General features: G+C 44.9%; 12 protein-coding genes and 1 pseudogene. 4 read left to right on the top strand and 9 right to left on the bottom strand.

Annotated features, from left to right (window positions below; all coding sequences use genetic code 11):
- Positions 1–207: 207 nt before the first annotated feature.
- On the bottom strand, positions 208–2,241 hold the full coding sequence (locus QUB66_RS07245; protein WP_332967056.1) for a S8 family serine peptidase: 2,034 nt from the start codon (positions 2,239–2,241) through the stop codon (positions 208–210).
- Positions 2,242–2,521: 280 nt separating this feature from the next.
- Between QUB66_RS07245 and QUB66_RS07240 the strand changes: the two genes are divergently transcribed.
- Together QUB66_RS07240 and QUB66_RS07235 are read left to right on the top strand one after the other, a co-directional pair.
- A complete protein-coding gene (locus tag QUB66_RS07240; protein WP_332967055.1) occupies positions 2,522–3,130 on the top strand; it encodes a helix-turn-helix transcriptional regulator in 609 nt (202 codons plus the stop codon).
- Positions 3,131–3,292: 162 nt separating this feature from the next.
- Positions 3,293–4,153 carry an Rpn family recombination-promoting nuclease/putative transposase gene (locus tag QUB66_RS07235; RefSeq protein WP_332967054.1) on the top strand — a complete coding sequence of 287 codons (861 nt, stop codon included), beginning with the start codon at positions 3,293–3,295 and terminating at the stop codon, positions 4,151–4,153.
- Positions 4,154–4,167: 14 nt separating this feature from the next.
- Here the strand turns inward: QUB66_RS07235 and QUB66_RS07230 are convergent, their stop codons facing one another.
- The 4 genes from QUB66_RS07230 to msrA all read right to left on the bottom strand — a co-directional run bounded on the left by QUB66_RS07230 (position 4,168) and on the right by msrA (position 6,470).
- Positions 4,168–4,743, bottom strand: a complete 576-nt coding sequence (locus QUB66_RS07230) for a DUF948 domain-containing protein (protein ID WP_265236683.1) — start codon at positions 4,741–4,743, stop codon at positions 4,168–4,170.
- A gap of 37 nt (positions 4,744–4,780) precedes the next feature.
- Positions 4,781–5,122 carry a YtxH domain-containing protein gene (locus tag QUB66_RS07225; RefSeq protein ID WP_265236682.1) on the bottom strand — a complete coding sequence of 114 codons (342 nt, stop codon included), beginning with the start codon at positions 5,120–5,122 and terminating at the stop codon, positions 4,781–4,783.
- 35 nt (positions 5,123–5,157) lie between these two features.
- The gene (locus QUB66_RS07220; RefSeq protein WP_332967052.1) at positions 5,158–5,463 is read right to left on the bottom strand and encodes a hypothetical protein; all 306 of its coding nucleotides are present in this window, start codon (positions 5,461–5,463) and stop codon (positions 5,158–5,160) included.
- A 353-nt stretch (positions 5,464–5,816) separates the two neighbouring features.
- On the bottom strand, positions 5,817–6,470 hold the full coding sequence (msrA, locus tag QUB66_RS07215) for a peptide-methionine (S)-S-oxide reductase MsrA (protein WP_265236680.1): 654 nt from the start codon (positions 6,468–6,470) through the stop codon (positions 5,817–5,819).
- 315 nt (positions 6,471–6,785) lie between these two features.
- Between msrA and QUB66_RS07210 the strand changes: the two genes are divergently transcribed.
- On the top strand, positions 6,786–6,923 hold the full coding sequence (locus QUB66_RS07210) for a hypothetical protein (RefSeq protein WP_265236679.1): 138 nt from the start codon (positions 6,786–6,788) through the stop codon (positions 6,921–6,923).
- 123 nt (positions 6,924–7,046) lie between these two features.
- Here QUB66_RS07210 and QUB66_RS07205 read toward each other — a convergent pair whose 3' ends face one another.
- Positions 7,047–7,973, bottom strand: a complete 927-nt coding sequence (locus QUB66_RS07205; RefSeq protein ID WP_332967050.1) for a DUF6999 family protein — start codon at positions 7,971–7,973, stop codon at positions 7,047–7,049.
- The gene (locus QUB66_RS07200) at positions 7,973–9,841 is read right to left on the bottom strand and encodes a 3-oxoacyl-[acyl-carrier-protein] synthase III C-terminal domain-containing protein (protein ID WP_332967049.1); all 1,869 of its coding nucleotides are present in this window, start codon (positions 9,839–9,841) and stop codon (positions 7,973–7,975) included. The genes QUB66_RS07205 and QUB66_RS07200 overlap by 1 nt, the downstream gene beginning before the upstream one ends.
- Before the next feature lie 250 nt (positions 9,842–10,091).
- Here QUB66_RS07200 and QUB66_RS07195 point away from each other — a divergent pair, with 250 nt between their 5' ends.
- Positions 10,092–11,108, top strand: coding sequence for a hypothetical protein (locus tag QUB66_RS07195; RefSeq protein WP_265236676.1), 1,017 nt, complete (start codon positions 10,092–10,094; stop codon positions 11,106–11,108).
- Positions 11,109–11,403: 295 nt separating this feature from the next.
- Here QUB66_RS07195 and serS read toward each other — a convergent pair whose 3' ends face one another.
- Both serS and QUB66_RS07185 read right to left on the bottom strand, forming a co-directional pair.
- Positions 11,404–12,684, bottom strand: a complete 1,281-nt coding sequence (serS, locus tag QUB66_RS07190; RefSeq protein ID WP_265236674.1) for a serine--tRNA ligase — start codon at positions 12,682–12,684, stop codon at positions 11,404–11,406.
- 373 nt (positions 12,685–13,057) lie between these two features.
- A pseudogene (locus tag QUB66_RS07185) lies at positions 13,058–13,336 on the bottom strand (iron uptake porin); the annotation flags it as partial.
- Between the last annotated feature and the right edge of the window lie 88 nt (positions 13,337–13,424).

Genomic DNA, 13,424 nt, shown 5'->3' with positions numbered 1-13,424 from the left:
TAGTTGCTCCATTTAGGTGTCTTTAGCTCAGAGCCAAGATGTCTAAACTTCCAAACTTTCTATATTTTTATCGGTTCGATCCTGCGATTTTTATGCAAAATATCATTTTTTGTTACACAACTTTACTTTTTGGGTCTTGGGAGATGTCAATTTTGGGGATAATGAAGGTCGATCGCCCTTTTGGTTCATCAGGGCGATCGGCGTTAATTAAGGAAGGCTTTTGAAGAAAACATTTTCAGTTAGAACACTTTGAGCTACTCCAGAGACAACAGCCAAATAGTTGTTTCCCTGTTTAATAGCCGTAGAAGTGACAGAAGTACCCCCGTCAAGCTGTAAATTAACAGACTCAAACGTCAGAGTAGAAAATGTGATTCCTTCGGTCAAACCAAAGCTATCTCCAGAGCCGAAGTCTGTAATGAGATCGGCTTTATCGATCGAGGTAGCAGTCGAATCTATTATTAAGAAAAAGGCATCATTGCCGTCGCCACCTGTGAGAATGTCTTGACCGCGATCGCCATTGAGTATATCGTTGCCAGCCCCGCCGATGAGGATATCATTTCCTTGACCACCCAACATAACATCGTTGCCGTCTCCTCCGATCAGGGTATCGTTGTCATTGTTGCCTCGCAGAAAATCGTTAGCAGCACCACCGTCAATGAAGTCTGAACCTTTGCCACCCAACAGGATATCGTCACCACCGAGTCCGATTACTCTATCGGCACCTTGATTGGCGCTGATGGTGTCAGCACCCTCTGTGCCTGTCAGAAAGTCGTTACCGGATAGGCCTAAAATTCCTTTACCGATCGCGACTGTTGGGATGGCAGTATCAGGATTGTCGGTTAAAAAGTAAAATCCAGGCCCGCTCAGATTTTCCGGTAGCCCTGTCGGATTGCCATCGCCTGTAGCATTTGATTGGGGTGTTGCGATCGATACTGTTGTTAGCGGTGGTGTGACCGGGGCTGGCGGGGAGACTGGTGGCACAATCGGATTAGGATTGGTCGGTGCTATTGGCTTCGGAACTTGCGGTGGTGGCGTGACTGGAACTTGCGGTGGTGGCACAATCGGATCTTGCGGTGGTGGCGTGACTGGAACTTGCGGTGGCGGCACAATCGGATCTTGCGGTATCGGATCTTCCGGTGTCGGATCTTGCGGTGTTGGCCCTCCCGGAGGTGGTGCTCCAGGGCCTGGATTTGGTGGCTCTGACGGAATTGGCTCTGGTTTACCTGCGGGTACGGGCAAATTGTTGCTGAGAGCAGCAGCAGAATCGGTCAATATTTGACGTACCTGAGTAGCCGTCAGGTTAGGATTTGCACTCAGCATTAGAGCCGCAACACCTGCGACATGAGGTGCTGCCATTGATGTACCAGGTTTAAAACCGTAGGCATTCTTAGGTAAAGTTGAATAAACTTCTACTCCGGGCGCAACTACATACGCCATCTTATTATCTGAACCTGCTTGATTTGAGAAATCAGCAACCTCTTTGTTTATATTTACAGCACCTACAGCGATGCCATATTGATTGGCATATGCCGCAGGATATGCAGGCGATGGTAAAGCTTTATTGTTATCATCTCCATTACCAGAAGCGCTGACAACAAGAACGTTTTTGCTAGCTGCTTCGGCTAGGGCTGATTCTAAATCATTAGACTTTGATGAACCCAAACTCATGTTGATGACACGAGCACCCATTTTAACGGCATACCGGATTGCATCGGCCAAATTACCAAAATTGGTGAAAAATCCATTTTTAACATCTCCCATTCTAATCGGCATAATTTGAGCATCGTAGGCCACACCGCTGATACTTATACTTATGTTGTTTTTAATAGCTGCGATCGTACCAGCAACATGAGTGCCGTGATCCTGCCCCCGCTCAGTATTACCAGGCCTGACATTATTGTTATTTTGTCCTTTACCAAAATTCCATCCGTTAATGTCATCAATATAACCATTGCCATCATCATCAATGCCATTGCCTGGAATTTCCTTGATATTTACCCAGATATTATCTTTAAGGTCTTCGTGCTCGATGTCCACACCACTGTCAATGACAGCAACAACAATTCCCTTACCTGTATATCCTTTATCCCAAGCTTCGGGAGCCTTAACTAGATCGTTTCCCCAACTATTGCCGCCCAAGTCTGGGACATCTGGAAACGTGGGTTGCCCAGTTGCACTGGCAACTGCTGTTGCTGCATTCACCAAGCCATAGCCAGAGGTCGTGTTAAACTGTGATGTCATTTTGTATCCTTAATTTTCTGCAAATAGTGGTTGGATGGCTTGATATGCCGTTTTCGTCTATAACTGTTAGTAGAGCAAGAACGCGATCGCACTTTCGTTATTAAAATCAGGCGTAAAAAAATTAGACACGTTATTTTCCTCGTGTTGAATCGGGACAAGTACAGAGACTTACCGCGTGTTTGCTGGTATTAAATAAACGATTTTTTGTCAAAGCCGATCGCGCCGATTGCTGACTCTGAGTATTCCTACTCCGCGCTACACCGCTTTAATAAACTGAACTATGCCTAATGTATGTAACAATACACTACCTAGAGCTAACATACAACTAACAAACGTTAGCAAATTCGGTTATGCTAACGTTAGCCACATCTCACCGCACCCGACAATGGCCTCAAAAGAAGACTTATTTACCGAAGCAGCCCAACACTGGGACTTAGAAAGGCTTTACCAAGCTTTCGCAGAAGCTAAACGGCAAATCTCTCCCCGATCGCGCAGAGGACTCACAGACACTGAAAAGCTCTATCTCCGAGGACTGCTTTCCGGTTGCAGTCCCGCCGAAATAGCTAAAAAAATGTTTCAGACTCCCAAAAGTGCAGAGGTTTATCTGTGTAAAACTTTATACCAATATGTAAAAAAACTCGCAGATTTACCGAACGAACCAGTGGGAAATTGGAGAAATGTGTGCGATCGGCTACAGGAAGCAGGATTTAAAGTTCAGTCGTCAGCACAATTTAAAGTTAATAATTCTTTGCCGACAGAAGCATTAGTAAAAATAGTTAATATAGGCTGGCTTGAACAAAGTACAATATCGATGGATATCAACATTCAGTTAACATTTCCGTCAACTTCAGAAACTCCGAAAAAAGAAGACTTAGATAAAAACGATTAGATGTGCGATCGCCCCTATAGTAACTAATCTAACTGAAGGGCGATCGCCCTTCAACCACAAATCTTACAAAAAAGCCTTGCCATCTGAGAAGACCCTCAATCAAACAGTATAAATGGTATAATTATAATCGAGATCGATTCCTTCACAGTCGAGGTTTCAAAAATGAGATTTATCAATCCCAAAACAGATTTTGCCTTTAAAAAAATATTCGGCGACGAACAAAACAAAGACATCCTCATCAGTTTTCTCAACGCTATCCTCTATCAAGGCAATTCTGCGATCGAATCTTTAGAAATCCTCAATCCCTATCAACCCCCCAAAATTAGAGGAGTTAAAGATACTTACTTAGATATCCGAGCCAAGCTGAATAATGAGCAAACAGTTATTATCGAAATGCAGGTATTGAATGTAGAAGGCTTTGAAAAGCGGATATTGTACAATGCTGCTAAAGCTTATTCGATTCAACTCGACACGGGAGCCGATTACACACTACTAAATCCGGTAATTGCCTTAACTATTACTGACTTTGAAATGTTCCCCAATCTCGACAAAGTAATTTCCCGTTTTGTCCTGAAAGAAAGAGATTTTCTGGTTGACTATCTAATTTATGATATTGAGTTAGTATTTGTCGAATTACCTAAATTTGGCAAAAAACTAGAGGAATTAGAAACGCTAACCGATAAGTGGATATATTTCCTGAGAAATGCCAAAAGTTTAGAAATCGTACCGGAACAAATGGGAGAAGTGCCAGCAATTCAGAAAGCTTTTGAAGTTGCAAATCGCGCCGATTTAACCCGCGAAGAGTTGGAAGATTTAGAACATCAGGAAATTTACATACAAGACCAGCGGAATGCTATTACTAAAGCTGTTAAGCAGGCTGTTTCACAGGCTGTTTCACAGGCAATGAAGGAAAAAGCGCTTGAAATTGCCAAAGGACTTCTGGATGTGTTAGATGAAGCAACGATCGCTCAAACAACAGGATTGAGTATGGAGGAAATTCAAAAGTTGAAACAAGGAAGGTAAAAAGCGATCGACTATCAAGAATCCTTCGACACTTGCTCAAAATCTTCCGAATCCCCCGACAAACCAGAACCCTCGCCCTTCCTCAACCGTGGCGATTCCCCATTACTCGCACCAGCGCCGTAACCCCCAGAATACCTGTCATCCAAACCCGAATCCCTCAGCGAAATCGCACTTCTTTGACTCGCCGACAATCTATCTGATCGGCGATTTGTCCCAGAAATCGGCGGCTTCCGAGTTAAACTTTTCCAAGCAGCCATCACCCCAGTCACCACGCTGCGAGTTGTCACCTGCACGTTTTGCGCCTGCTTCTTCGCGGTACCAATACTTCGATCGACCTGTTTGACAACCTCCCCCGCACTGTGCACCCCATCGCTGACATCATCCGTCAACTCGCTAATTTCCAGCCCCGTCAACCGAATCGCCTCCAAAGTAGGCGGAAACTCGCGCGCAAGCGTGTCAGCGAGCTTTTCGACGCTGCGGGCTGCCCTTGCTAGCGCTTGCACCGCAGGTATTAAAGTCACTAAAACAGCAGTTAGGCTAACCGCCACTAGCAAAATCGAAAGTCCTAGCCAGAATATGGGATCACTCACTTGAATCTCGGATGTGGGGTTTGGGATTTCATGTAATTTAGCGGACAGGAGGGCGCAACGGAGGACTTACTTCGACTTCAGTTTCCGACAGCGTTTGGCGTTCCCGCTGCGTCGCTTCTAAACCCGCTGCGATCGCCTCCTTCAATCTAACCAAAGTTTCGTCCCAATTACGCAGTGCAGTTTCCGAAAGTCGATCGGCCTGCAACTGGACGCTACTCGATAAATCCTCCGCCAACTCCGGCAAAGCATCGGCCGATTTTTTCAAGATCTGCCGCGTCTCCTTCCCCGGTCGCGGTGCCATCAACAACCCAGTCACGGCGCCGATCGCAGAACCCACCAACAGACCGCCAATAAATAATCCTGAACGTTTAGATGACATTTTTATAACTTCTCTCCATACAATTTTAGGATAGCTTACCTCAAAGGTCGATCGCGCCTGAGCCAAAGCATCCGTCCCAAACCCAGCAATCTCAAAAGTTGCTGAACCTGTTGCAGTTGCAATTCCAGTTGTTGATAATCCCGCCGTAATTGGTGAGCACCTTGCTGCCTTTTAGCAAAAAAATTCGGCGATTTTGCGAGGACATTGCTGCTACAGCGCTCCATTGCTGTGATCCGAATTTCCAAACGTGCGATCGTCCGTCTGATTTTCCACACTCTTGTAGCGATATAAAAACACACCACAGATATCATTAAATTGATAATTACAACAGCCGTCAGCATTTCTCACCTGTTTTCAACTACTAATATATTCCGCGTTTTGTGGCAGAAGATCGGGCGGTTGAAACCGCGTCTACACAAACAAAACCCGGATGGTGCGCGGGTTGAAGAACGGCGGTTAAAATTACGTTATTTTATTACTCGTTACCAGGTTCCAGCCTGGTAACGCAGATCCGGAGGCTCTGCCTCCATTTTCCCAAGCGAGGCAGAGCCTCTAAATATGGGATCCCAGGCTGGAGCCTGGGAACCAGTTAAACCGCCATCTGATCTTCAGTCCGCGGAGGCGGACATCGTTTGTGTAGACGCGGTTTCAACCGCCGTCTGATCTATGTGTCCCGATCAAGCGGGATCAAATTTCAAGCCTCAGACATAGCAGGCAAACAAACCTTAGTACCGCCCAAACCGCAATAACCATTCGGGTTTTTAGCAAGATACTGCTGATGATAGCTTTCTGCGTAATAAAACTCAGGAGCCTCAATAATCTCAGTAGTAATCTTACCGTAGCGGGCCTCCGTCAAAGCTGTCTGGTAAGCATCCCGCGAAGCTTCAGCTAGCTGCATCTGGCTGGTTGAATACGTGTAAATGCCCGATCGATATTGAGTACCCGAATCATTACCCTGCTTCATTCCTTGAGTCGGGTTGTGACTTTCCCAAAAAACTTTGAGCAGCGTTTCGTAACTTACTACTTTCGGATCGAACACAACCAAAACAACTTCATTGTGTCCAGTCATCCCGCTGCAAACTTCGTTATAAGTAGGATTCGGAGTAATCCCCGCCGCGTAACCCGCAGCAGTCGAAAAAACTCCATTTTGCTGCCAAAATTTCCGTTCCGCGCCCCAAAAACAGCCCAAACCAAACACGGCAATCTCCATGCCGTTTGGAAAGGGAGGTTTGAGCGGATTGCCGTTAACAAAGTGAGTTGCCGGTACCGCTATCTGCTCTGCCCGTCCCGGTAAGGCCTCTTGAGCAGAGGGCAGGCTCGACTTTTTGCCAAATCCAAATAGCACCATAAATTTGTGAGGGCGATCTCTGATAAACGTCTTTACCTTACTTAATAATATCAGATATTAACTGAAAATAGTGGCACTTTTGAAGGTAGAAGGTAAAAACCAGAAGGCAGATTTTTTTTACGGAAGGTTTTTGGTGATAATGCTCACTGCCAACGCAGTTTTAAATCACATTAGGCAGTGTTCTATGTCACCAAAACATACCTAAAATATCACCTATTGTTGAGTTATAAATCACGCGGATTTTAGGCAAAATAGCCGATTATTAAAGGTATGGTGTTGTAGTAGTTATTCAATACCATCTATTGGGAGTGAGAAATGGGCGCTAAACCTTGCAGTCAACCTTTAAAATCTAATCCGTTTATTACTTACCGCGACCCAATTACAGGCAAATGGATTGTGGTAAATCAGACTTTGCCCAAAGCAGCAGAACAAGCACAGCTAGCAGCAGCTTGAGTTTTCCTATTAATTTTTGACCTAAAAATTAACCATTCTTTCAAACTTCAGGACTTACGCAAAAAGTTATTGGACGCGCTAATTATATTCGTAAGGTGCTTACGTTGCACCTACCTAAGCACCCTAATTTTCAGCATTGCTCATCTCTTTTCGCAGTTCCAAATACCGATAGAGATATTCCGAAATGATCCCGTGCAAAAACAAGTCACGGGCTGCATTAAATGGACTGTTTGGCGCTAGCGGATGGCGGTTCACAATTACATGATTCCAATCGCAATTTTCCGTAATTTCGCTGACGTACACTCCGAAGTTTTCATCTAACTGAAGCGACATCACTGCTCGCGCAAATTCGTCGCTAGTCAAACACAGAGAATAAAATACTTTAAACAATTCGATCGCAGATTCTAAATCTAGAATCCTCAGCCACCTGCGTTTCTCAAAATCTATTGCAACTTCCACAGGTTGAATGCTATCATAATTAATTCCCCGTTTTTTGACAATCTGCAACCAGTTGGGATTTGTCAGCATTGCCTGGTTGTAGTCCCACACAAAGTTATACAGAATTAAGTCGTGTTCCAGAAACGCATTGTCAGCTAAATCGCTAACTGTGCGCGGATACAATTTTGACTTTTCAATCTGGGTATCCGGGCCGTTATCAATCAAGAAGTTGATAATGTTGGAACCCGCGCAGATGTGCCGCACAATTAAATAACAAGCTTCTGGCGAGACAAAGTTATTTAGGAAAAATGCTGCCGATTTGTGCATTAAAGTGTAAGCGCGAAATTGAAATGGCAACAGGCGCTTGGCGGTCATAATTACCGCCAGCAACAAGTTAGCAATTATTTTGATCGGGATGAGCAAGTAACTGCGAGTCCAGTTTTGTAAATCCCGCATCATGTATGCTTTGGCAACTAAATCGACGGGAATTGACCGATCGCAAAACAGGACATCCCAAACATTCGGATCTCGGCGGTTGTAAGGTTTCGTAGCATAAGGAATTTTTCGCTCATCCGGGAGATTTTCCGTATCTTGTTTTTGCAGCTTTTGCATTAGCGGATTTCCTCCAATTGCAGCAAATATAAACGAGCAGTAACGCGGGCAGTTTTGACAATGCGGCGGGCGATATCATCCGTCATCCATTCAGCATTAATCAAATTTTCTAATTTCGCTAAATGGGACTCATCATTCGCTCCGTGATAAGCTAAAAATGATACTTGTTCGTCTTGCAATCCGAGAGTTTCCTTAATTTCTTTTGCCCACTTTCCCGCCAACCGATTGCCCAATCCTTCGATAATAAACATACTACCAATTAAATCAACCGGATTTTCCCGCGATGCTTGCTGGAAGATAAAAGCTGATAGGGCTTCGCTGCCAATATTCTTATCATATTCGACGATTTTTGACAACTCGCCGCCGACAGAAACATAATTCCGTTCTAGCATTTGATAGTCGCGGTGTTCGTCTTGGGCGTGGCCGATAAAAGTCGATCGCAAACGGAAGTCAGTCATGTTAGAAGCAGCGCGCGCAATCCAGCGAGCACCCTCGACAACTTGCGGGCGGAGATTGCACAGCAATGCTTGATAGTCTTCTATTGTAAACTCTCCCCGGTACAATTTACGGACAATGGGAACGGAACGAATTTCGCGATCGAACTTCAGCCAAATCCAGGCTAACTCCCGCAATAAATAAGCTTGCGGAGAGTTGGGGTGTTCCGGTTTAACACTTTCGAGAGGCGAAGCTTCGGGAACATCAACGGATTTAGACATTTGAGAAATCATAGGTTTATTGCTGCTTTCCACAGCAGTTAACATCATGTAAGCTGTTGTAAATCTGCCGCTTTCCGGTACGAAACAAAATATTTTTTGTCCGGGCTGCAATTTGCCAGAATTGAACAATTCTTCTAACATTAAATAAATCGAGGCGCAGCCTGTATTTCCCCTGGTGTACAAGTTGGTAAACCATTTTTCTTCAGGAATCATGCAGCCTGCTTGTTCCAGAAGTTCGACAATTTGTCCCCGGAAAAAGTGAGAGGAATAGTGGCACAGCAGCCAGTCGATTTCCTGCGGAAAAACTTTCCCTGCTTTAATCAATCTCAGCCAACCTTCAACACCTAATTGCATTACATTGTCGAGCAAGCGAATATTTTGCCGCAAGTCAAAAGCTCCGGCTGCGGCTGCATCGAGGTAGGAGGAATAATCTAACCAGCTTTTGGTTGCTGTTTCGTTTGCTAATCCTGAATACATACAAACTGGATAAGCGTTGGCGTGGGAAATCAATTCAATCCATTCTATTTTTAAGCTAATTCCTGTGCTGTTGGGATAGTTTTGCAACAAAAATGCTCCAGCACCGTCTGATAGCATCCAGCGCAGAAATTCTGTATCGAAAGGTAGGGGTTTTCCGGCTTGGACTGATGTTTCTGCTTCAAATTTGGTGTTTTTGAACAGGCGCGAGGGAAATTCGGAGGCTACGGCGATTGCTGTTTGTTTTTTGCCGAGTTCGAGTTGAGATGCGGCGTAATTTAAGGCAGTAATTCCGGCACAGCAAACTCCTTGAGTAGAAACTATTTCTAGGGGAGATAATTCGGAAAGTTCGCCGTGTACTGTGCTGGCAAATCCTGGTACTAATAAGTCTGGTAAAGTGGTGGCGCAGGCTAGTAAGTCGATCGCCCCTGGTTCCAAATTTGCAAGGGCGATCGCATCCCGGACGGCAAAGGCTGCCATTTGGCTGTTAGAATACAGTGTTTGCTGCTGTTTGTCGATCGCGTAATAGCGCTGTTTAATCCCGTTGCTGTTGAGAATGCGCTTTCTAACTCTCGAAGGGCGATCGGCAATTTTGCCCAAATACTCCTCCATCTCATCATTATTAATTGGTTTTCCGGGCAAAAATTTTCCAATCCGATTGATATAAGCGCTGTACATACCGTCAACCTCTAAAATTGCTAATTTAGTCGAGTTCGTTGCTTTATTAAATCCAGCCAGAAAACATCTAAAATTGATTGTGCTTTGTGAAGTCGTGAACTTGCAAGGAGCAACCAGCTATATTGTAGAGTCGCCGGCAATCAGGCAAGTTGAGCAATAGCGGCAACAAGTAACCTGAAGCGGCATGAAGTTTTTTGAAAAATTAAGCCAAAATATATAACTAGAGTTCCTTTCCTGCTTCCCGACTGAAATGGATATTGAAAAACTAGATGCTTGGTATTCTCAATCTCAACGCCGCGCCGCTGTTTCGCTGTTGATGAAACGAGTAGGCGTAACTCGCACTAGGGCTGAATGCTTTGTCAGGCTTTGGATTTACTTATCGGTGAAACAGCTTCAGGAAAGCCAGCCCCGCCTCAAACCGCCGCTGGCGAAACTGGAATTGCCAGCAACAGAAGTGCAGTGCACTCACCGGGAAGCCGCAGAACTATTTTACTCCGATTCCGATCGCGGGAGCGATCGCGCCGCCGGCATGATGTTAGACAAATTAGCAGCACTCGGATTGATCGCAAAACACTTTGACGGTAACGCCACAGCAATTGAAATTCAACCAGTTTCCGAAATTTTAGATACCCCGCAGCCCGAAAATCCAGTCAAACTCAAATTAGATGATTTTAACCCTCGATGCGACGCAATTCCCGTAGCAAATTTACTAGCAACTTATTATAACTGGATGAACCGCAGCACGAACGCAGTTCCCCAAAAGATTGCTAAAATTATTCGACTTTCGGCTGGTCAATATTCAAAAGGAATACGAGTTTTGCGTCGCTGCGACAATCTCAATCCAGTCGGGTTTTACTTACTTTATCCCACCGCTAGTGAATCGGAAGTTAATTTTTTTAGTGCTCCCAGCAAAAGCCTGCATTTAAGTTCTGTTTCTGAGATCGATCCTTTCAAAATGGCGCTACCAGGGGATGAAAATTGCCAGTCAGTATTTGTTCGCTGTTGGATCATCGATCCGAAATACTTGGAAGAATACCGGATTACTTTGATTGAGGATGCACAAAAAATTTTAGTAGAAATGCAGACAGATTTTCCTAATCTTTGCGACTTGTACACGCTAATTATTCACCCCAGTTATCAAAAAATGAGCTTTGCTTTGGGGTTTCAAAAGACTAGCAGTGATGCTCAGTTATCTGTTTATTGGATGTATTTAGCGTTGGATAGATTTTTGGCGCTGGATATCAAGGAAGCGCTCAAAAATTTGTGAGTCGGCGGTTGGGACATTTAAATTGTATATTTGGGGTGATGCTCAGAGCAACGCCCCACAAGAGATTCAAGAAAAATAGATAGACAAGATTGCATTTATTCACCAATTATCTTAAAATTGTATCTGCGTTTATCTGTGTTTATCTGCCTGACATCTGCGGTCAACCTATCAATCAAAGATATATGCAAGAAATCTATTTAAATTACACATCAAGAAATAATCAAATTCTTATGGGGTGGGCTTCTAGCCCGCCCCAAATAGGCAATTTAAATGCACAACCGCTTACAAACCTAGTTTACAAGACCTCGCGACCGAGATAAGATTGCAGCACTTCCGGCACTTTTATAGTTCCATCCGGCTGCTGGTAATTCTCCAAAATAGCTGCCATTGTCCGGCCGATAGCTAAACCAGAACCGTTAAGCGCGTGCACAAATTGAGTGCCTTTTTTCCCCGCTTCTTTAAAGCGAATGTTAGCCCGCCGCGCTTGAAAATCTGCGACGTTGGAACAACTCGAAATCTCGCGGTATTTGCCCGCAGAAGGCAGCCAAACCTCCAAATCGTAGGTTTTTGCCGCCGCGAAACCTAAGTCACCGGTACAAAGCTCGATCGCCCGATAAGGCAATTTCAGCGCCTGCAAAACTCCCTCGGCATCCTGCACTAACTTTTCGTGCTCTGCCTCAGAGGTACTCGGATGCACAAGTTTCACCAATTCCACCTTATTAAATTGGTGCAACCGAATTAATCCCCGCGTATCCTTGCCGTAACTGCCAGCTTCTCGGCGAAAACAAGGAGTAAAAGAACAGTGATAAATCGGCAACTGTTCTGCTGTCAATATTTCACCTCGATACAAATTGACAACCGGAACTTCGGAAGTAGGAATTAACCACAAATCGTCTTGATCGCACTTAAAACTTTCTTCAGCAAATTTGGGCAATTGCCCGGTAGCTGTGAGGGATTCAGTGTTAACTAAAAGTGGGGGAATCACTTCTATATAACCAGCTTTGGTGTGGCGGTCAAGCATGAATTGAATAATCGCTCTTTCCAGGGCTGCACCGGCTCCAATTAAGGTGACAAATCGGGGCCCAGCAATTTTTACTGCCCGTTCAAAGTTGAGAATTCCTAATTTTTCGCCAATTTCCCAGTGCGGCAAAATATCGGGATTTTGGGGAATGTATTCGTCTCCCCAGCGCCGGATTTCGACGTTTTCTTCTTCATTTTTGCCCAAGGGCGTTGAGGAGCCCGGCAAGTTGGGAAGTGGCAGCAATAATGCTTCTATTTGAGCTTTTAAGTCTTTTTCCTCTGCTTGCAATTCGTTCGACTGCGTGCCGACTGCGTTGCCTTCTGCTTGCAAAGTCTGAATTTCGGGAGATTCGAGGGGTAAACCCGATTTTCTTTTTTGGCCGATGAGTTTGGCTATTTCGTTGCTGCGGGCTTGCAGTTGCGATCGCTTGTTTTCCAACTCCCGCTGCTGTTTGTCTAATTGCAAAATCGGCTCGATTTCATAGTTGCCTCCTCTAGTGTTGAGGCTTTCTTGCACGGCTTGCGGGTTTTCTCGGATTAATTTGAGGTCTAGCACAGATTTATTCTAAATCTTAAATTTTAGATCGGCTGGGACAGAACGAGATGATATAGAAGCTTTGTTAATCATTGGCATCTTGAATCATAATTTATTCTGACTTAAAATCTTCGTTGGGTGTCACCCATGAAGGGTGACACCCCACAAATGTATGTTATAGTTGCAAATATTAGTAGATGCACCCTGATAATTTTCTACCCCAGCCAGCGATGGCTGGGGTTTTTTGTTGTGGAGTGGACTTGAAGCCCTGGATGCACGATCGGTCTAAAAAACCCGGTTTCTCGCGATTGTCGTCTCAAATCCGGCAATTACGTTAAGAAACCGGGTTTTTGCGTCCCGGACTAGGTGAGTAAGTCCTAAAATATCTTTCCGGTTAAAAGTTAAAGCCAGTGCGAACCAACCAAACCCATTGAGTGTCGTTGCGGCTGTCATTCTCAGGATTAACCACGGCCCAAACACCAGGGGTGATCGAAATGTTGTCGTTGACCTGAAAGCGATAGAACGCTTCAATATGATAGGAAGTATCTCGCTCGCGGCGCACATTACTGCTCGTCACGCGAGCTGGTAAACCCACTAAAATCCCGGGTAGGTTGCCTTCACCTCCCACATCTGGGAAACTTATCCCGATCGCCCCATACACAATATCAGCGCGATCGTCACCGTCTGTAGTTTAGACTAAATAAAGATGAGAACGGTGGCAAAAGAAGAACTAGAGCCACCGCGCCGGGAGAGAATGAGGG

This window comes from Microcoleus sp. A2-C3 (assembly GCF_036706065.1).
Taxonomy (GTDB): Bacteria; Cyanobacteriota; Cyanobacteriia; order Cyanobacteriales; family Microcoleaceae; genus Microcoleus.
Note: the sequence above shows the minus strand (reverse complement) of the source record. Positions and strands in the feature narration are given on the sequence as shown.